This is a genomic window from Mycobacterium sp. B14F4 (assembly GCF_039871645.1).
GTDB lineage: Bacteria > Actinomycetota > Actinomycetes > Mycobacteriales > Mycobacteriaceae > Mycobacterium.
On sequence record NZ_JBDPMF010000003.1, the window covers coordinates 375,948 to 395,446 of the forward strand.

At 67.9% G+C, this 19,499-nt stretch carries 19 protein-coding genes; 15 read left to right on the plus strand and 4 right to left on the minus strand.

Annotated features, from left to right (window positions below; all coding sequences use genetic code 11):
- Positions 1-5: 5 nt before the first annotated feature.
- Positions 6-1,418: an NCS2 family permease gene (locus tag ABGB19_RS11660; RefSeq protein WP_347686097.1), complete on the plus strand. Its 1,413-nt coding sequence runs from the start codon at positions 6-8 to the stop codon at positions 1,416-1,418.
- On the opposite strand, the gene ABGB19_RS11665 is transcribed toward ABGB19_RS11660, so the two are convergent.
- A complete protein-coding gene (locus tag ABGB19_RS11665) occupies positions 1,415-2,080 on the minus strand; it encodes an IF2 family translation initiation factor (RefSeq protein ID WP_347686098.1) in 666 nt (221 codons plus the stop codon). The genes ABGB19_RS11660 and ABGB19_RS11665 overlap by 4 nt on opposite strands.
- A gap of 10 nt (positions 2,081-2,090) precedes the next feature.
- Positions 2,091-2,636 carry a CsbD family protein gene (locus tag ABGB19_RS11670; protein ID WP_347686099.1) on the minus strand — a complete coding sequence of 182 codons (546 nt, stop codon included), beginning with the start codon at positions 2,634-2,636 and terminating at the stop codon, positions 2,091-2,093.
- Positions 2,637-2,803: 167 nt separating this feature from the next.
- Between ABGB19_RS11670 and ABGB19_RS11675 the strand changes: the two genes are divergently transcribed.
- Genes ABGB19_RS11675 through ABGB19_RS11690 form a run of 4 tightly spaced genes read left to right on the plus strand, consistent with a single transcriptional unit; the run spans position 2,804 to position 6,741 of the window.
- Positions 2,804-3,835, plus strand: a complete 1,032-nt coding sequence (locus ABGB19_RS11675) for a GTP-binding protein (RefSeq protein WP_347686100.1) — start codon at positions 2,804-2,806, stop codon at positions 3,833-3,835.
- A 19-nt stretch (positions 3,836-3,854) separates the two neighbouring features.
- On the plus strand, positions 3,855-4,814 hold the full coding sequence (gene ligD, locus ABGB19_RS11680) for a non-homologous end-joining DNA ligase (protein ID WP_347686101.1): 960 nt from the start codon (positions 3,855-3,857) through the stop codon (positions 4,812-4,814).
- A 38-nt stretch (positions 4,815-4,852) separates the two neighbouring features.
- The gene (locus tag ABGB19_RS11685; RefSeq protein ID WP_347686102.1) at positions 4,853-5,779 is read left to right on the plus strand and encodes a short-chain dehydrogenase/reductase; all 927 of its coding nucleotides are present in this window, start codon (positions 4,853-4,855) and stop codon (positions 5,777-5,779) included.
- Positions 5,776-6,741 (plus strand): YihY/virulence factor BrkB family protein, encoded by a 966-nt coding sequence (locus tag ABGB19_RS11690; RefSeq protein WP_347686103.1) that lies wholly within the window; start codon positions 5,776-5,778, stop codon positions 6,739-6,741. The genes ABGB19_RS11685 and ABGB19_RS11690 overlap by 4 nt, the downstream gene beginning before the upstream one ends.
- 3 nt (positions 6,742-6,744) lie before the next feature.
- Here the strand turns inward: ABGB19_RS11690 and ABGB19_RS11695 are convergent, their stop codons facing one another.
- Together ABGB19_RS11695 and ABGB19_RS11700 are read right to left on the minus strand one after the other, a co-directional pair.
- Positions 6,745-9,087 (minus strand): CoA transferase, encoded by a 2,343-nt coding sequence (locus tag ABGB19_RS11695; RefSeq protein WP_347686104.1) that lies wholly within the window; start codon positions 9,085-9,087, stop codon positions 6,745-6,747.
- The gene (locus tag ABGB19_RS11700; protein ID WP_347686105.1) at positions 9,084-10,544 is read right to left on the minus strand and encodes an aldehyde dehydrogenase family protein; all 1,461 of its coding nucleotides are present in this window, start codon (positions 10,542-10,544) and stop codon (positions 9,084-9,086) included. The genes ABGB19_RS11695 and ABGB19_RS11700 overlap by 4 nt, the downstream gene beginning before the upstream one ends.
- Before the next feature lie 195 nt (positions 10,545-10,739).
- On the opposite strand from ABGB19_RS11700, the gene ABGB19_RS11705 reads away from it, so the two are divergent.
- From ABGB19_RS11705 to ABGB19_RS11750, 10 genes are all read left to right on the plus strand, one after another.
- Positions 10,740-11,912, plus strand: coding sequence for a cytochrome P450 (locus ABGB19_RS11705; protein ID WP_347686243.1), 1,173 nt, complete (start codon positions 10,740-10,742; stop codon positions 11,910-11,912).
- Positions 11,912-13,099 carry an acyl-CoA dehydrogenase family protein gene (locus ABGB19_RS11710; protein WP_347686106.1) on the plus strand — a complete coding sequence of 396 codons (1,188 nt, stop codon included), beginning with the start codon at positions 11,912-11,914 and terminating at the stop codon, positions 13,097-13,099. The genes ABGB19_RS11705 and ABGB19_RS11710 overlap by 1 nt, the downstream gene beginning before the upstream one ends.
- A gap of 20 nt (positions 13,100-13,119) precedes the next feature.
- Complete coding sequence (locus ABGB19_RS11715; protein ID WP_347686244.1) at positions 13,120-13,659, plus strand: MaoC family dehydratase N-terminal domain-containing protein; 540 nt, start codon at positions 13,120-13,122, stop codon at positions 13,657-13,659.
- Complete coding sequence (locus ABGB19_RS11720) at positions 13,659-14,063, plus strand: Zn-ribbon domain-containing OB-fold protein (RefSeq protein WP_347686107.1); 405 nt, start codon at positions 13,659-13,661, stop codon at positions 14,061-14,063. The genes ABGB19_RS11715 and ABGB19_RS11720 overlap by 1 nt, the downstream gene beginning before the upstream one ends.
- A gap of 8 nt (positions 14,064-14,071) precedes the next feature.
- A complete protein-coding gene (locus ABGB19_RS11725) occupies positions 14,072-15,184 on the plus strand; it encodes an acyl-CoA dehydrogenase family protein (protein ID WP_347686108.1) in 1,113 nt (370 codons plus the stop codon).
- The gene (locus tag ABGB19_RS11730; protein ID WP_347686109.1) at positions 15,181-15,633 is read left to right on the plus strand and encodes a MaoC family dehydratase; all 453 of its coding nucleotides are present in this window, start codon (positions 15,181-15,183) and stop codon (positions 15,631-15,633) included. Before ABGB19_RS11725 ends, ABGB19_RS11730 begins: the two co-directional genes overlap by 4 nt.
- Complete coding sequence (locus ABGB19_RS11735; protein ID WP_347686110.1) at positions 15,630-16,793, plus strand: lipid-transfer protein; 1,164 nt, start codon at positions 15,630-15,632, stop codon at positions 16,791-16,793. The genes ABGB19_RS11730 and ABGB19_RS11735 overlap by 4 nt, the downstream gene beginning before the upstream one ends.
- Positions 16,794-16,811: 18 nt before the next feature.
- The gene (locus ABGB19_RS11740; RefSeq protein ID WP_347686111.1) at positions 16,812-17,426 is read left to right on the plus strand and encodes a TetR/AcrR family transcriptional regulator; all 615 of its coding nucleotides are present in this window, start codon (positions 16,812-16,814) and stop codon (positions 17,424-17,426) included.
- Positions 17,427-17,444: 18 nt separating this feature from the next.
- Positions 17,445-18,605 (plus strand): NDMA-dependent alcohol dehydrogenase, encoded by a 1,161-nt coding sequence (locus tag ABGB19_RS11745; protein ID WP_347686112.1) that lies wholly within the window; start codon positions 17,445-17,447, stop codon positions 18,603-18,605.
- A gap of 75 nt (positions 18,606-18,680) precedes the next feature.
- A complete protein-coding gene (locus ABGB19_RS11750) occupies positions 18,681-19,391 on the plus strand; it encodes an AraC family transcriptional regulator (protein ID WP_347686113.1) in 711 nt (236 codons plus the stop codon).
- Positions 19,392-19,499: the final 108 nt, after the last annotated feature.

The following is a 19,499-nucleotide window of genomic DNA, read 5'->3' on the forward strand; positions in this document are numbered from 1 at the left end:
GAGAAATGAATCGCCTCGACCGCTACTTCGAGATCTCGGCTCGGGGGTCGACGGTCGCCGCCGAACTGCGCGGGGGCCTGGTCACGTTCATCGCGATGGCCTACATCATCGTGCTCAACCCGATCATCCTGTCGGGCGCCGACGACGTCACCGGGACCAGCCTGGATTTCGAGCAGGTGTCGGCGGTGACCTCGCTGGCCGCCGGTGTCATGACGATCCTCTTCGGCGCCATCGCGCGCTTGCCGTTCGCGTTCGCGGCGGGACTGGGCATCAACTCGTTCGTCGCGACCACGCTCGTCGGGTCGCTCACCTGGGCGGAGGCCATGGGCCTGGTGGTGATCAACGGGCTCATCATCGTGATCCTGGCGGCCACCGGGTTGCGCCGGCTGGTGTTCGACGCGGTGCCCATGCAACTCAAGCTGGCGATCACCGCGGGCATCGGGTTGTTCATCCTGTTCATCGGCCTGGTCGACGCCGGCTTCATCAGCTCCACCGGTGAGGCGTCGCCCCCCGTCGGGCTGGGCCGCGCCGGCGCGGGCTCGATCACCACGGTGCCCACCGTCGTCTTCGTGTTCACACTACTGCTGACCGGGATTCTGGTGGCCCGAAAAGTGAAGGGCGGCATCCTGATTGGCGTCGTGACCGGCACGGTCGTCGCGATCGCCATCGAGGAGACCTGGCATCTGGGTTCGACGGCGGATAACCCGGGTGGCTGGAGCCTGTCGGTGCCCGACCTGTCCGGTTCGCCGTTCGCCGTGCCCGACTTGTCACTGGTCGGCAACTTCAGCTTCGACAGCTTCGGCCGGATCGGCGTCATCGCCGCCACCATGTTCGTGTTCACGCTGGTGTTCGCGAACTTCTTCGACGCGATGGGCACCTTCACCGGCCTTTCTCGAGAGGCCGGACTGGCCGACGACCAGGGCACGTTTCCCCGGCTGCGCGCCGCGCTGATCGTGGAGGGCGCAGGAGCGGCCGTCGGTGGCGCGGCGTCGGCGTCGTCGAACACGGTGTTCGTCGAGTCGGGTGCGGGCATCGGGGAGGGTGCGCGCACCGGGCTGGCCAACTTCGTGACGGGCGCGCTGTTCCTCGCCGCGATGTTCATCGCCCCGCTGACGTCGATCGTGCCGACGGAGGTGGCCGCGGCGGCCCTGGTGGTCGTCGGCGCGATGATGGTGTCGCACCTGCGCCATGTCGACATCTCCGAGTTCTCGGTCGCCCTGCCGGTGGTGCTCACGGTGGCCGTGATGCCGTTCTCCTACTCGATCGCCAACGGCATCGGCGTCGGGTTCATCGCCTGGGCTGTGCTGCGGTCGGCAGCAGGAAAGGCCCGCGAGATCAGCCCACTGCTGTGGGTGGTCGCCGCGGGCTTCCTGTTGTACTTCGCGCGAGAGTGGATCGAGTCGCTGCTGGGGATCTAGCGATCCGCCTGGCGCTTCTCCTTCTCGGTCTCGGCGAGGTCCTCGATGCGGTCGGCCTGCGCCCGCTTGCTCGCAGCGTCGATGCGCTTGTCCTGCGCGTCGTCGAGTTTGGCTCCCGCGGCCTTGGCGGCGCTGCGCTCGGCCGCGTCGATCTGCGCCTGCTCCTGGACCTTGGCCTGCTCGACCGCCTCCTTGCGCTGGGCGGCGACCTCGTCGGCCTGCTTCTTGTCGGCGGCGATCCGCTCCTCGGTGTCCTCGATGGCCTCGCGCTTGCGCTGCTGCGCCTCGGCGCGGGCCTCCTTGGTCTCGCGGGTGGTCTCCTGGAAGGCCTGCTGCTTCTCCTGCAGCGCCTTCTCCTGGGTCGCCTTGAGTTCGGCCTCGGCCGCCCTGGTGTTCTCCTCGGCGGCCGCGTCGAGCTGCGCAGCGCGCCGCAGAGCGTCACTGCGCTCGAGCAGCGTGGCGCCGCGCTCGCGGACCGCCGAGTCGGCCAGCGCGGTGCCCACGGCGGTGTCGAGCATCCCCAGCGAGCGCTCGTACCACAGCCGGGCGGGCGCCTCGCTGTCCATCTGCGCGACGAACCGGTCCTCGATCAACTGCAGCGGCAGCCGGGCGACCTGGTATTGGAAACGCAAGAGCCGCAAGGGTAATTCGGTGATGGTCATGGTCAGCTCCTCAGTCGGTCTTCATGTTCTCGGCCTGACGCCGGATCCGTGCCGCTTCGGCGTGGGCGGTCGCCGACTCCTGGGCCGCCTGCCGATGATCGGCCAGTGCGTCGGCCAGTTCCTCGTCGGCTGACTGGATCTCCTCGCGCTGTTCGGCCTTGACCTCGGCCGCCTTGCGTTCGGCCTCGCGGTCGGCCTGCGCGCGCTCTGCAGCCAGGTCGCGGTGCGCGGCGTCTTCGGCGGCTCGCTTCTGCGCGGCCCGGTAGTCCTCCACCGCGCCTTTCTCCGCCGCGGCTTCGGCGTTGACCGCGGTGCGTTCCCGCGCGCCCTCCAGCCGGGCTTCCTCGGCTTGCTGCCGGGCCTGTTCGGCCTCGGCGTCGGCGGCGGCCTCGACGGTGTTGGCCTCCTTGCGCCGCTGAGCCTCGACCTGTTGCAGCTGGCCCTCGGCGGTCAGGGAATCGTTGCCGGTGACGGCGCCGAAGACTTCCTTTGCCTTGCCCTTCACCGAGTCGATCAAGCCTTCGCGCGCCTGATCGGCCTTGTCGTTGTCGGTCATCTGGCCTCCTCTCGCCCGCATAGATTCCACAATCGGGGCGAACCAAACCCCCTGTGTGCGGACGCCCAGCTCAGCGGACCGCGAACGTGGAGTTGAGGACCGTTTTCCGGTGTCCTGCGTGCCTCGACTCCACACTCGGCCCATCGGTCTGCTGGACGGCTGACATCATGTGGGGCGTGGCAGTCACGACGATCCCGGTCATCGCGCTGACCGGCTACCTCGGTGCGGGCAAGACCACGCTGCTCAACCACGTGCTGCGGGCGCCAGGCGCCCGGATCGGCGTGGTCATCAACGACTTCGGTGAGCTCAACGTCGACGCCGGCCTGGTAACCGGACAGGTGGACGAGCCGGCCTCGATCTCCGGCGGCTGCATCTGCTGCCTGCCCGACGACGGCGGCCTCGACGAGGCGCTGGCCAAGCTCGCCGACCCGAAGCTGGGGCTCGACGCCATCATCGTTGAGGCCAGCGGGCTGGCCGACCCGATCGCGATCTCGCGCATCATCCGGTTCAGCGGAGTGGATCGGGTGCGGCCCGGGGGCATCGTCGACGTCATCGACGCCGCAACGCATTTCGACACCGTCGACGACGGCGGCACCCCGCCCGCCCGGTACGGCGCCGCGTCGCTGGTGGTGGTGAACAAGCTCGATCAGATCCCGCCGGACCGCCGGGAGGGTGCCGTCGGCCGCATCGAAAAGCGGGTGCGCCGGCGCAATCCGGACGTGCACCTGGTCGGCGCGATCGCGGGGCGGGTCGATCCGGCGCTGCTGTACGACGTGTCCGACGCCACCGCCGCCGACGGCCAGCTGTCACTGCGGGAACTGCTGGTCGACGCCGAGACCGACGAGCACCCCCACGTACACGCCGACTCCGTCACCGTGACCAGTGCCGGGTGCGTCGACCCCGACGTCCTCATCGACCTTCTCGAGCAGCCGCCCGCGGGGGTCTACCGGATGAAGGGCACCGTCGCGGTGCGCTACCGGGAACGGATCCGCAATTACGTCGTGAACGTGGTCGGCACGTCCGTGCACATCGCGGCCGCACCGTCGACGTCGCGACCCAACTGCCTGGTCGCGATCGGCACGCACTTCGAAGTCAGTGACGTCGAGGCCCGGATGGAAACCGCGCTGCGCCCGCACGACGGTCCCCCGCCGACGACGGGTGTGCGGCGCCTGCAGCGCTACCGCCTGCTCAGCGTGTGAAGGTGCCTAGAGTGGGCACATGAGCGTCGCCGAGGAGCGCGCCGGGGTCGAGTTGACCAACCTCGACCAGCCGCTGAGCGAGGATGCCGACGCGACCAAACGCGACCTGGTCGACTACCTCGACGCGGTGGCCGATCGCCTCCTGCCCAACCTGGCGGGCCGCCCGTTGACGGTGCTGCGGGTCCTGCGCGGCCGGGCGCCGTTCATGCAGAAGAACGTGCCCAAGTACACCCCCGATTGGGTGAAGACCGTGTCGATGTGGGCGGAGTCGTCGCATCGCGAGGTCCGCTATGCCCTGTGCGACGACCGCCGCACGCTGCTGTGGCTGGCCAACCAGCGCGCGGTCGAATACCACCCGACGCTGGGCCTGGCCGACGACATCTACCGACCCACCCACCTCGTGCTCGACCTGGACCCGCCACCGGGCAGCGACTTCGGTGCCGTGGTGGCCGTGGCACAGCTTGTGCGCCAAGCGCTTTCGGACTGCGGCCTGGCCGGGGCGGTGAAGACCAGCGGCGCCAAGGGCGTGCACGTGTGCGTGCCCGTCGACGACAGCGCCCCGGTCGACGACGTCGCCGCGGCGACCAGGGCGCTGGCCGCGCGCGCCGAGGCGCTCGATCCCGCCCGCGCCACAACGGCTTTCATCGTCTCCGACCGTGACGGCAAGGTGTTCGTCGACTCGACCCGTGCGGGTGGCGCGACCGTCGTCGCCGCCTACAGTCCGCGGCTGCGGCCCGGCACACCCGTCTCGTTCCCGGTGGCGTGGTCCGATCTGGACCGGATCACCCCGGCCGATTTCACGGTGCACACCGCACTCGACGCGCTGGGCGGCCACGACCCGTGGGCCGAGGCGATGCCCGCGCCGCAGTCGCTGCCGCGAGACCTGATCGAGCACGGGCGGACCATTCCCGTGGCGCGGGTGGCCGCGATGCACGAAGGCAAGCGGCGGGCCCGGGCCCGCCGGGCGGGCGGCGGCTGACACGGTTGGCCCGGCCCGCCAACGGGTAGTCGGCTCCGGTGATCGGCGACACGGTTCGGCTGGTGCGCGGCACCGCGCTGAGGGCCGTCGGCGCCCTGCCGTTCGTCGGCCGCGCGCTGGTCTCCCGTCGCCGGCTCGAGCTCGACGGCAGCGTCATGTTCATCACCGGCGCCGCCCGCGGGCTGGGAGCCGAAATCGCCCGGCAGGCCCACGCCCGCGGGGCGCGGGTCGCCCTGGTGGGACGCCGGCTGGCACCGTTGCAGGACCTCGCCGACGAGCTTGGTGAGGGGGCGGCGGCCTTCTGCGCCGACGTCACCGACGCCGAAGCGTTGCAGCGGGCCGCGGCCGGCGCGGTCGAGACCTTCGGCGGGATCGACGTGGTGGTGGCCAACGCCGGCATCGCCCCGCCGTCGCGCACGGTCGCGACGATGACGCCGGAGGACTTCGAACGCACCGTGGAGGTCGACCTGCTCGGGCAGTGGCGCACGGCGCGGGCCACCCTGCCCAGCGTGACCGAACGTCGCGGCCACCTCATGTTCGTCGGCTCGATCTATGCCTTCTTCAACGGCGTGCTCGCCGCGCCGTACGCCGTCAGCAAGGCGGGCGTCGAGCAGCTCGCCAGGACCCTGCGGGTGGAGTTGGCCCGGCACGGGGCGACGGCGGGCATCGCCTACCTCGGCTTCATCGACACCGATCTGGCGACCGAGGTGTTCGCCGACGACCACGCCGCGGCGATCCGCAAGGTGGTGCCCGGATTCATCACCGCGCCGATGACCGTCGGGGACGCCGCCGCGGCCGTGCTGTCGGGGATCGAGCGACGCGCACCACGCGTCAGCGCGCCCGCGTGGGTGGCTGCGCTGCTGGCGGTCCGCAGCCTGACCACCGCGGTCATGGACCAGGTGCTGCTCACCAATCCCGTTGTCGCGCAGGCCATCGCCGAGGCCGAGGCCCCGGCCAAGCCATGACGAGTTGGCTGGACAGACTGCAGCGACGCCGCCGCCGCGTGGGCTTCGCCATCGCCGTGGTCTACAAGTACCTCGACGACCAGGGCGGGTATCTGGCCGCGCTGATCACCTATTACGCGTTCGTCTCCCTGTTCCCGCTGCTGTTGTTGATGACGACGGTGCTGAGCGTGGTGTTGGTGGGCCATCCGGACCTGCAGCAGCAGGTGGTGCAGGCAACGACGAGCCAGTTCCCGGTCATCGGCGGCCAGCTGCAGCGGCCGGAGCAACTCAGCGGTGGCGCCGTGGGTTTCGTCGTCGGCATCGCGGGCGCCCTCTACGGCGGTATGAAGGTCGGCCAGGCCCTGCAGAACGCGATGGACTCGGTCTGGGCGGTGCCCCGTCACAACCGGCCCGACCCGATCCGGTCCCGGTTGCGCAGCCTGCTGTTGCTGTTGGTGCTCGGGTCGGCGGCGATCGCGGCGACCGTCCTGTCGGCGGCGGGCCACGCCACCGCCGGCCTCGGCTGGTTCGGCAAGGTGGGTGTCGTCGTCGCCACGGTGGCGATCAACGCCGCGATCTGTCTGGTGGTGTTCCGCGTGACGACCACTCGGCCCCTCACCTACCGCGAGGTGCTGCCCGGTGCGCTCACGGCCGCGGTGGTCTGGCAACTCCTGCAGTGGTTCGGCGCGACCTTCGTCGCCCATACGGTCAGGTCGACGAGCGCCACCAACAGCGTCTTCGCGCTGGTGCTGGGCCTGCTGGCGTTCCTGTACCTGGTCTCGGTGACGCTGGTGCTTTGCGCGGAGCTCAACGTCGTACGGGTCGACAAGCTCTACCCGCGGGCGCTGCTGACGCCTTTCACCGACGACGTCGACCTCACTTCTGCCGACCGCAAGACCTACACTCGCAGGGCGAAAGCCGAGCGTGTCAAGGGTTTTCAGCGTGTCAGCGTGCGGTTCGACGAGCCGCGCGACGCGCAGTGACGCTCAGCAGTTCGGAATGCGTTGGCCGATGATCTGATCGGCTTCCAGCCCGGCCAACTCCTCGCCTGACAGACCCAACTGCCCGAGGATCTCTGCATTGTGTTGGCCGAGCGTGGGCGGTGGCAGCCGGTGATGCGCGGCGGGTCCCGGGCTGATCAGCATCGGCCAACCCGGGTACCTCGTCGACCCGGTGATGGGGTGTTCAAGCTCCTGGTAGAAGCCACGGACATCGAGTTGGGGGATCTCGTACATCCGGTCGGCGGTCATGACCCGCTCGGCTGGGACACCCAGCGTGGCAAGCGCTTCGGTGGCGTTCTCGGCGGTCATCGTCGACGTCCACCGCGCCACCACCGCGTCGAAGGCGTCGTGGTTCGCCAGGCGCGCGGCGGCAGTGGCGAACCGCGGGTCGTCGCGCAACTCGTTCGCGCCCATCGACTCGGCCAGTGCCGCCCAGTCGCCGTCGTCGCGAACCGACAGCGCCAACCAGTCGTCCTCACCGCTCGTGGGATAGACGCCCTGGGAATACCCCCGGTGGCGGTTGCCTTCACGCGATGCGACGGCACCGGTCAGCGAGAACTCGATGACGGGCTCCGCGGTGACCGCGGCACCCGCTTCGATCTGGGCGACTTCGATCAGCTGTCCCTCACCGGTGCGCTCACGATGTCGCAACGCCGCCAGCAGTGCGACACCCGCATGCACTCCGGCGATGGGATCGGCGGGGCCCTGCAGATTGCAGGGCGGGCCGTCGGGATAGCCGGTGACGGCGGATATTCCGGCCAGCTGTTCGATGTTGAGCGCCCATCCGACATAGTCGCGCCAGGGACCTTCGAGGCCGAAGCCCGGCATCCGCACCATGATCACGTCGGGGTTGATCTGAACCAATGATCCGTAGTCGAGCCCGAACTGTTCGACCACCCGGGGGGAGAAGTTCTCGACCACGATGTCGGCGTCGGCGGCCAGTCGCAGTGCAATCTCGCGTCCGCGTTCGGAGTTCAGGTCAAGCGTCAGGTCGCGCTTGTTGAGATTGGTGCCCTGCCACAGCGGACCGCGCTCGTACCAGTCGTCGCCCTGGCGAATGAGCGCACCCGAGAAGCGGTGACCGTCGGGGCGTTGGATCGACTCGACCTTGATGACGTCCGCTCCGAACGCGCCGAGGTAGCACGTGAGATACGCACCGGCCCAGAACGTGCTGAGGTCCAGGACCCTCAACTCGCCGAGGGGCAGCGCGGGATCGACCGCGGGGTTGCGCGGGGCGGAATCCGCTGCCGTAGATTGTGTTTTGGACAGCCGGAACGGTGCACCGGGCCGCTGGAACCGCCATCCCGTACCACCGCCGTCGATGAAGAAGCCACGAGCCTGGTACTGCGGGCAGGCCAGGATCGAAGCGCCGTCATTGACGGGAGCGGCGGGGATCCGCATCGCCTGACTCAATTCGACGATGTCGGAGACCCGTTGGCCGTCCAGCCACGGCTGCACCTTGGCGAAGAATTCGTCTCGCTGCGGGCCGCCGAGCATGATCGCCAACTGGTCCTCACCGAACTCGGGCAACCCGACCATCGCGCACACATCGAGCCAGTGCTGTCCGGTGAGGCAATTGATACCGACCCAGCCGTCCGCGGCGCGCACGATGCCGAGCATGGGCGCGGCTCTCGCATTCGTCGGCAGTCCCATGCTTTTCAGCCGTTCGGCCATCAGCATCGGGTAGGGCAGGGTGCACAGCAATGACTCGAACGTCGACACGTCCACCTCGACCGGCCGGCCCGAGACGCCCGCCGCGGTGCGCAACCCCGTCAGTGCACCGAGGGCCGCGTAGCTGCCGGCGACGTACTCGGGGATACGGCCGCCCGCCTGGACGGGTGCACGGCCGAACTCGCGGCAGTTCACCCAGCCCGATGCCGCCTGCAGCGTCAACGGCGTCGTCTGCCGGTCGCGCATCGGGCTGTCCTGGCCGAAGTCGGAGATCCGCACGATCACCACATTCGGGTTGATCCCGGCGATGCTCTCGGCGTCGAGCCCCCACTCACGACGGTCCGGGGAGCTCGCAGCCAGGTTCTCCACTACGATATCGGCCGTGGCGATCAGCTCGTGCGCCTTCGTGACGTCGCCGGGGCGCTCCAGATCCATTGTGCGGCTCCGCTTCCCGGCATTGAGGTACTCGAAGAGGCCGCTGCGATTCGGGTCGGCCACGCCACCGGGAAACGGTCCCCAGCTCCGCAGCGGGTCGCCGCCGGGCGACTCGATCTTGTACACCTGCGCGCCCAGGTCGGCGAGGAGCTTGGTGCAGTACGGGGCGGTGATCTCGGTGCCGAGTTCGACCACACGGACGCCGGCCAGTGCGCCGGTCACGCGGGAACGCCGATCGCCTTGGGTTCCATGTACGCGTGCAGGCCGATTAGGCCACCCTCGCGGCCGATGCCGCTCTGCTTGAAGCCGCCGAACGGTGCATCACCGGCGACCGTGCCGTTGATGGAGATCTGTCCGGTGCGGATGCGGCGAGCCAGTCTCACGGCGCGTTCGACGTCGACGCCCCAAATGGCGCCGCCGAGGCCGTACTGGGTGTCGTTCGCGATGCGGACGGCGTCGTCGTCGTCGCAATATCGCAATACTGTCAGCACGGGACCGAACACCTCCTCCTGGGCGATCCGGGCGTTCGCCGCCACCCCGGCGAGGACGGTCGGTTCGTAGAAGAACCCACGGTCGAGGTCCTCGGGTCTGCGGCCGCCGGCCACCACCGTCGCACCGTCGCGCACGGCCTGCATCACGAATCCTTCGACCCGGTCGCGGTGAGCCCGGCTGATCAGCGGCCCCATCTGCACGGTCGCGTCAATTGTGTTACCCACCTTGACGCCTCGGGCCAGCTTCCCGAGCCTGTCGACGACGTCGTCGTGCAGTGAGTCGGGTAGCAGCAGCCTGCTGTTGAGGATGCACGCCTGGCCCGCGTGCATCGTCAGGCTCTCGAACAGCACGCGTTCCAGCAGTTCGTCGGTGACGTCGAGGTCGTCGAGGAAGACGCTGGCCGACTTGCCGCCGCACTCGAGCAGGATGCGCTTCATACCTGTGGCCGCACCCGCCATCACCTCCCGTCCGACCGCCGAGCTACCGGTGAAGCTGACCATGTCGATCCGCGGATCGGTGGTCAGCAGCTTGCTCGCCGCAGTGCCGGACGGCGTCACCACGTTGACCACCCCGGGCGGAATGTCGGTGTGTTCGTCGATGATTCGCGCCAGCGCCAAACCCGCCAATGGCGTCAGCGGCGACGGCTTGAGCACTACGGTGTTGCCCGCGGCCAGCGCGCTGCCGAGTTTCATCACGTTGAGCGTGTGCGGGAAATTCCACGGCGTCAGCACCGCGACGACGCCGAGCGGTTCGTAGCGCAACAGCGTGGTGCCTGCCGCTCCCCACGCGTCAATGGGTTGTTCGACAGGTTCGACGGCAAGCTCGCCGGCGTGGCTCACCATCATTGCGGGCCCTTCGACATGGAACATCCGCTCGTTTGCTGAGCACCCCCACTCCCGCTGTGCCAACGCGTAGAAGTCGTCGGCCCGTTCGAGCAACGCCGTTCCGAGTTGCTGCAGGCAGCCAGCGCGCTCCGCTGGTGCGAGGCCGGACCAGACACCCGAGTCGAACGCGCGGCGCCCCGCATCGATCGAGGTGGCCACCTGCTCGACGCCGGCGTCGGGCGCGGTGGCGATGACGTCTTCCGTCGCCGGGTCGACGTCTTCGTACCGCCCGCCGTCTGGCTCGACCCACCGGCCGTCGATGAAGTGTCCGTACGTGTCGACGAGGGCAGGCGACTCGGTCATGGCGATCCTCGCTATGGGGTCCGACATTTCGACACAGTATGTGCCGATGTAGGCCACACCCGTCAAGCGCTAGCTGACCAGACCGGCGTTGACACTGCACCAGCACATCCGGTAGACAACAGTATCGGACATTTACGCCAAATATGTCCGGTATCGACCGAATTCAGGGAGGCTTGTGTGCAGACGACGGTCCCCCTGCATTCGCCAGATTTCTACGCGGGTGACCCGTATCCGGCGTACCGCGACCTTCGGGCCGCCTCGCCGATCGTCTGGAACGACGTCACCGACTTCTGGGCGCTGCTGAAGTACGACGACATCCGGTTCGTCTCCGGGCACCCGCACTTGTTCTCGTCCACCAGCGGCATCACGATCCCGGACCCAACCCAGCCCGAACCGGTGCAGGAGGGCAACCTGATCTTCACCGACCCGCCGCGGCACCGACAGCTGCGCAAGCTCATCAACTCGGGTTTCACCCGTCGGCAGGTGACGTTGCTGGAGCCGAAGATCCGACAGATCGTCCAGGGCATCCTCGACGGCCTCGATGTGTCCGGACCTCTCGAATTCGCCGAGCAGGTGGCCGCCCCGCTGCCGACCCGGCTGATCGCCGAGATGCTCGGGGCACCACCGGACGATTGGGAGCAGTTCCGCGCGTGGTCGGATGCGGCCGTCGGCACCGCCGACCCCGACATCGAACTCGATCACAGCGTGGCTCTCGGGCAACTCTACGAGTACTTCACGAAGCTCATCGCGGCCAGGCGCTCGGGTGAGATCGCGGGAGGAACCGACCTGCTGAGCATCCTGGCCTCCGCCGAGGTCGACGGCGAGCGCCTCAGCGACGCGGACCTGCTGAACTTTTCGTTCCTGCTGCTGGTGGCGGGCAACGAGACGACCCGCAACCTCATCGCACTCGGCACCCTGTGCCTCATCGAGCATCCCCAGCAGTTCGCCATGCTGCGCGCGGATCCGGCACTGCTCACCAGTGCCGTCGAGGAGATGCTGCGCTACACCAGCCCCGTCACGCACATGGCCCGCAAGGCCACCGAGGACGTCGAGATCCGCGGACAGCTGATCAAGAAGGGCGACACCGTCGTCATGCTCTACGGTGCGGCCAACCGCGACGAGGAGATCTTCGGGCCAACCGCCGAGAACTTCGACATCACCCGTAACCCGAACCCGCACATCGCCTTCGGCTGCGGTGAACACGCCTGTCTGGGAGCGCAACTCGCGCGTTTGGAGGCCCGAATCTTGTTCGAGATCCTGCTCGGCGCCTATCCGAGCATCGAACTCGCGGGCGACGTCACCCGTCTGCGCGCCACGATGGTGCCCGGCGTGAAGCGGATGCCCGTGCTGCTCGGAGCGGGGGGCTGATGGACTTCGACTACACCCCCGAACAGGAACAGCTCCGCAAGGAGTACCGCGAGCGACTGGAAGCGGTCATGACTCCCGAACGGCGGGCGGCTGTTTCAGGCCAGATGGAAGGCGGCGCGGCGGTCGCCGAGTGCAGACGTGCCCTCGGTGAGGCCGGTCTGTTGGGAGTCGCGTGGCCGACGGAGTACGGCGGCGGCGGGCTCAGTGCGCTGGAGCAGTACATCTTCGCCGAAGAGGCCCGGCGAGCGAGCGCACCCCTGCCGATGATCACCCTCAACACCGTGGGGCCGACTCTCATGCAGTTCGGCACCGAGGAGCAGAAGAACCGGTTCCTGCCCGCGATTCTCAAAGGCACCGTCGAATTCGCCATCGGCTATTCCGAACCAGGTGCGGGCAGCGATCTCGCCTCTCTGCGGACGACGGCGGTGCGCGACGGCGACGAGTACGTGATCAACGGATCGAAGATGTTCACCAGCGGAGCCGAGTACGCCGACTACATCTGGCTGGCGGCACGCACCGACCCCGACGCCAAGAAGCACAAGGGCATCACGCTGTTCATCGTTCCGACCCGTTCGCCGGGCTTCTCGTGGAAGCCCTTGCACACCATGCCCGGGGTGTCGACGTACTACACGTTCTACGACGACGTCCGCGTGCCGGCCGATGCCATCGTGCTCGGCGAGAACGAAGGTTGGACGCTGATCACCAACCAGCTCAACCTGGAGCGGGCCGCGCTCGGCAACCTTGGCGCGCTGGAACCGTTGTTCGATAAGGCGCTCAGGTGGGCAACGACAACGGTTCTCGACGACGGTTTCGTCATCGATCGACCATGGGTTCAGCAGTCGCTCGCACGCGTCGAGGCTCAGGTGGCCGCCTATCGGTTGCTGAATCTCCGGGTGAACGCCGCCATGACCGCCGGTGGTCTCGGGATGGGAGAAGCTTCCGCCGCAAAGGTGTTTGGCACCGAGCTGACGCAGCAGGTCGCCAGGGAGCTGCTGGAAGTGCTCGGCCAGGACGGCACCCGCAACGGCAGCGCCGCGCCCCTACAGGGTGAGCTCGAGCACGCGTACCGGCTCGCCGTGATCAACACCTTCGGTGGCGGCGCGAACGAGCTGCAGCGCGACATCATCGCGATGGCAGGCCTGGGCATGCCGCGGGCGCCTCGCGACCTGCGAGCCGGCGCCAAGTAGAGAGGGCATCCGTGACCGTGATGACGAAAGACGAACTGCGCAAACGCCTGGACGCGCTGATCGGGCAGCCCATCAGCGCCGGCCAGCCCGTCAAGGCGCCGGATCCGGTCAATGCGGCCATGATCCGCCACTGGGCGTACGCGCTCTCGGATATGAACCCCGCGTACCTGGACCCCGAGTGGGCGGCGCGATCCCGCTACGGCGGGGTCGTATCGCCGCCGGTGATGCTGCAGAGCTGGACCATGGCGCCGCCGAAGCTCGAAGGCATTCACGAACGCGGCGGCGTCCCGGTCGAGATCGAGAGCAACCCGTTGCAGTTCCTGGCCGAAGCCGGTTACACCGGGATCGTGGCGACGAACTCGGAGTTCGAGATCGAGCGCTATCCGCGCGTCGGTGACGAGATAACCGCCGAGACGGTGTTCGAGACGATCTCCGACGAGAAGAAGACCGCGATGGGCAACGGTTTCTTCGTCACATGGATCACCACGTACCGCGACCAGAACGATGAGGTCGTCGGCCGTCAGCGGTTCTGCACGCTTCGATTCAGGACGGGCAGCTGATGGGCAACCGCCTCGCACCGACGATGAACCGCGACAACCAGTTCTTCTACGACGGGCTGCGGCAGCACAAACTACTGATCCAGTGCTGCAGTGACTGCAAGACGCTGCGCGTCCCACCCCGGCCGATGTGCGCACGTTGCCAGTCGCTGAACTGGGACGCCGTCGAATCAGCCGGGCGGGGAGCGGTTTACAGCTATGTGATGCCACAGTATCCGCCGCTGCCGTTCTTCGAATATCCCTACATCGTCGTCCTGGTCGACTTGGAGGAGGGCGTCCGGATGGTGTCGAACCTGCGCGACATCGACCCCGCCGACGTCAAGGTCGGCATGGCGGTCGAGGTGCGTTACCAAGCGTTCAACGACGACGGCCTGGTCCTGCACCAGTTCCGTCCGGCGGCCCTGTAGGCGCACAGATGGACTTCACCTTCACCGAGGAACAAGTGGCGGTCGGCAAGGTCGCCCGTCAGTTGTTCGAGCACCGGACCACCCCCGAGCACCTGACGTCGCTGGAGGACGACGGCACCCGGCACGACGCCGCACTCTGGGCTGAGCTCGCCTCCGCCGACCTGCTCGGCATCGCCCTGCCCGACTCGGTCGGCGGGACGGGCGGCAGCTTCCTGGAGCTGGCTATGCTGCTCGTCGAGGTGGGCTGGAGCGTGGCGCCGGTGCCCGCCTACGCGACGCTGCTGCTTGGCGCGGACAGCATTGCCCGCCACGGTGATTCGACGATTCGGCAGGAGTACCTGCCCGGCGTCGTCGCCGGGACCCGCATCCTGACCGCAGGCATCGCGGAGTCCGGGCGATCCGACCCTTGCCGCCCGCGGACGATGGCACGGCGCGACGGTGGCGGCTGGCGACTGGACGGCTCCAAGCAACTGGTACCGGCCGGGCAACTCGCCGATGCGATGGTGGTGAGCGCCACGGCCGACGGCACTGCCGGGTTGTACCTGCTCGACCTCGATTCACGGGGTGTCGACGTGCGACCGGTGACGGTCACCAACGGTGAGCCGTACGCCGACGTGGCACTCGACGGCGCGGTGGTGCGCGCCGGGCATCGGCTCGAGGCGGGTCCGGACGCCGTCACGTCGCTGCGCTTGCGGGCGCTGATCGGTTTGGCCGCCATGCAATTGGGCGTAACCGAGCGGGCGCTGCGGATCGCGGCGTCCTACACCTCGGAGCGCGAGCAGTTCGGCAGGCCGATCGGATCCTTTCAGGCAGTACAGCAGCGGATGGCGGACGCGTTCATCGACGTCGAGGCGATTCGGTGGACCGCCTGGCATGCGGCCTGGCTCGTCGCCGTAGGACGTCCCGTCGAGCGGGAAGCGGCCATCGCAAAGTTCTGGGCCGCTGAGGCGGGAGCTCGCGTGGCGGCCACCGCACAACAGGTGCACGGCGGCATGGGTATCGACATCACCTACCCGTTGTCGCGATATTTCCTGTGGGCCAAGCAGATCGAACTATCACTCGGGTCGGCGTCGGAGCAGCTGGCCCGCCTCGGCAGCACCTATCGGGAAGGAATCCGATGACCTCGACCGTCAGCCGCACCCAGACCCTGGCGTGGGAATCGATCACCCTCGGCGACGCCGTCACGCCGATGGAGGTCCCGGTCACCACGACCCTGATCGTCGCGGGTGCCATCGCGTCGCGGGACTACATGCCCGTCCACCACGACCGTGACTTCGCTAATTCGCAAGGCTCGACGGACATCTTCCTCAACATCCTCACCACGAACGGGCTGTGTGTGAAGTTCCTGCACGACTGGGCCGGCCCGGAGGCGATGGTGAAGAAGCTGTCGATCCGGCTCGGTGTACCGGCGTATCCGAACGACCCGCTGACCTTCACCGGGAGCGTGACCCGCAAGGCTTCCGCCGACTCCGAAGGCCTCGCCGAGGTGACGTTCAAGGGCACCAACAGCCTCGGCGACCACGTCTCGGGCACCGCGGTGCTCAGCTTCCTCGACGGGGCGAGCGCGTGACCGGCATCGGCGGGAGAGCCGCGATCGTCGGCATCGGCCAGACCGAGTTCTCCAAAGAATCGGGCCGCAGCGAGATGCAACTGGCCTGCGAGGCGGTCAAGGCCGCGGTGGACGACGCGGGCCTGAAACCCGCCGATGTGGACGGCATGGTGACCTTCACCGTCGACGAGAACGAGGAGATCGAGGTCGCCCGCAACGTGGGCATCGGCAATCTGACGTTCTTCACCCGCGTTCCGCACGGCGGCGGCGCAGCGGCCGGGACCGTGCTGCAGGCCGCGATGGCGGTCGCGACCGGGGTGGCCGAGGTCGTGGTGTGCTACCGCGCCTTCAACGAGCGGTCCGGGTTCCGGTTCGGCGGCGCAGGGCGCCAGCCGACCGCACTTCCGTTATGGCTGGCCCCGTACGCGCCGTTCGGGCTCATGACACCGGCGGGTTGGGTCGCGCTGCACGCGCAGCGGTACATGTCCACCTACGGCGCGACGAACGAGGATTTCGGCAAGATCTCGGTGATCGACCGCAAACACGCCGCGAACAATCCGGACGCCTGGTTCTACGAGCGGCCGATCACCCTGGCGGATCACCAGAACTCGCGGTGGATCATCGAACCGGTGCTTCGGTTGCTCGATTGCTGCCAGGAGAGCGACGGCGGGGTAGCGATCGTCGTCACCAGTGCCGAGCGGGCACGAGACCTGGCCAAGGCGCCGGCGGTGATCACTGCGGCGGCGCAGGGCGCTGCCTACGACGGTGAGGTGATGACGAGCTATTACCGCGAGGACATCGCCGGGCTCCCGGAGATGGGTGTCGTCGGTGACAAGCTCTGGCGCGACTCGGGTTTGACGCCTTCCGACATCACCACGGCGTTCCTCTATGACCACTTCACCCCGTTCGTGTTCACCCAACTGGAGGAACTCGGCTTCTGCGGACGCGGCGAAGCCAAGGATTTCGTCTCCGTCGACGAATTGTCGGTTGGCGGTTCACTGCCGATCAACACGAACGGTGGGCTGCTCGGTGAGGCGTACATCCACGGGATGAATGGCATCACCGAGGGCGTCCGGCAGATCCGTGGTACGTCGTACAACCAGGTGGACGACGTCGAACACGTGCTGGTCACATCTGGCACCGGCGTGCCCACCAGCGGACTGATTCTCGCACCGGTGTAGTGGCTTATGGTCGTTGCCATGACGCAGGCGACTGCGACCGAGACCCGCGAGGCGATCATCGCGGGCGCATTCGCCTGCTTCCGTACCTACGGGCTACGCAAGACCACCATCGTCGACATCGCCCGCAAGTCCGATGTGTCGCGCAGCACCATCTACGAGTACTTCAAGGACAAGGCCGCGATTGTCGAGGCGTGCGCCGAGGCGGCGTCGCAGCGGTTCTACCGCAACATGGCCAAGGTCGTGAACCGCGGCGAATCCATGGAGGACAAGCTGGTCAACGCGTGCGTGTTCGTCACGCAGGCACGCCGGGTGGTCGAAGGCGAAAAATACTTCGACGAGGAGGAAGTCACCGTACTGCTCACACGCGACTCGGCGGTGCTGCTGCAGGAGTGCGCCGATTTCGTCGCGCCGTATCTCGCCGCGGGCCGAGTCACGGGCGAGGTGCGCAGGGATCTCCACGTCGGGGCGGCAAGTGAGTGGATCGCACGAATAATGTTCTCGCTCTTCAGTACTCCCTCTCCTACCGTCGACATGCGCGACGATGACGCGGTCGCAGACTTCGTCCGCGCATTCCTCGTGCGCGGACTGGCCGACGAGCGGACGGCCCGTCCGCGTCGTACGGCCGACGCCTGAGCTGCTTACGGAGGCCCGTTGAAATCCAAGGCGGCGGTGTTGCGCGGGGTCGGCGTCGACTGGGAGGTCGCCGACGTCGAACTGGACCCGCCCCGCGCCGGCGAGGTGCTGGTCAAGATGGCCTACGCCGGCATCTGCCACTCCGACGAGCACTTCTACACCGGCGACAGCGTGCCGAGTGCCGAGATGGAGGAGATGATGCGGGCCTCCGGCGTGCCGGCGCCCGAATGGTTTCCCATGCTCGGCGGACACGAGGGCTCGGGTGTCGTCGAGGAGGTCGGACCCGAGGTCAAGACCCTCAAACCCGGTGACCACGTTGCCATCTCGTTTCTTCCGGCATGCGGCAACTGCCGCTGGTGCGCGACCGGACACACCTATCTCTGCGACGTCGGTACCGACATCTACAACAAGGCCATGACCACCGACGGGACCCGGCGCCGTCATCTCGGCGACGAGGACCTGATGGCCATGATGCAGGTCGGCACGTTCTCCGAGTACGTCGTCGCATCCGAGCGGTCACTGGTCAAGATCCACGATTGGATTCCGCTGGAGGCAGCGTCGCTCGTTTCGTGTGGCGTGACAACCGGTTTCGGCTCCGGATCGGTGGCCGCGGGCACCGAGCCCGGCGACACCGTCGTCGTCGTCGGCGTCGGCGGCATCGGCATGAACGCCGTGCAGGGCGCGAAAGTCGCCGGAGCCAAACACATCGTGGCCGTGGACCCCAACGAGTTCAAGCGCGAGACCGCGCCCACGTTCGGTGCGACGCACACGGCCGTCGACGCCGGTGCCGCACTGGACCTCGTCAAGAAGATCACCTGGGGCGTCATGGCCGACCGCGTCGTGCTGACGCCGGGTGTGGTGCCGCCCGATCTCGTGATGGTGGCAATGGCGCTACTGCGCAAGGGCGGTACCTGTGTCCTCACCGGCATGGCCAAGGTCAGCGACATGATGGTCCCGCTGATCCTGCCCGACATGGTCAGCTCCTGTAAGACGCTCAAAGGGGTGCTCTACGGCGAGATGAACCCCCGAGACGCGATGCCGAAACTGTTGTCGATGTACGAAGCCGGCATCCTCAAGCTCGACGAACTCGTCACCCAGAAGTACAAGCTCGACGACATCAACGAGGCGATGAAGGATCTCCGGGCCGGACGCAACATCCGCGGCGTCATCGCCTTCTAGGGACACGGTGAAGTCTGAGCCATCTGGGGTGGAGCCCGTGCCCCGCCGATTATCTTGCGGAAGACGCGAGGTGCCATGATCCCCGGCTCGGCATACCCCAAGATGTCGATCGGCCGCGAAGGCGAACAGTCGTCGACGCGGATCACCCGAAAGTGGCTCGGCGACATCAGCTTCGACGAACTGCAGTTCACCTACGACATGTCCTACGACGCCAATCCCCTCGGCCAGGTGTGTCTGGGCCGCGTCCACGACGGCCGGGTCGAAGTCGCGATCGCCGGCGGCGCCGAAGACGTGTTCTCCCCCGGCGACGTGGCCCTCGTCTCGCCGCCGGAACTCCCGTATTCGGGACGGGTCTTCGCGGCCACATATGACGTGACCATGTTCGACCCCACTTGCTCACCGCGTCGCGTCACCGGCCTCGGGCCGCTCCGACGAGCCCGTTCGGCTACTCGGCCACCGGCCGCGGTCGAGCAGGGCGGCCCGTCAACTCGACGCCGCGATCGACTTCGTGCGTGCCGCGGTGCACGCGAGGATACCGAGACGTCCCCGCTCGTCGCCGCCTCGACCGCGTCGTTCCTGGCGTCGATGGTCATCGCCACCCTGCCCACGAACGCCGCGCTGAACCCCGACGCCGCCGACCGCGCCGCCGTCCACGTCACCGCGCGCACCTTGCAGTACACCTTCCGGCGCTGCCTCGACACCTCGCCGATGGAGTACCTGCGCCGGTTCTCCGCGCTGTACCGCCGCACCTACGGACGGGCGCCGTCGACGACGCTGCGGGGCTGACCTGCACGGCACGCGGCCTCGCATTGCGGTTCGACCTCCGAACGTTGTGGCGATCGCACTCGTGGGGAATAGTGACCGGTGGTACCTCTCGCAAGTTCGGCTGAAAAC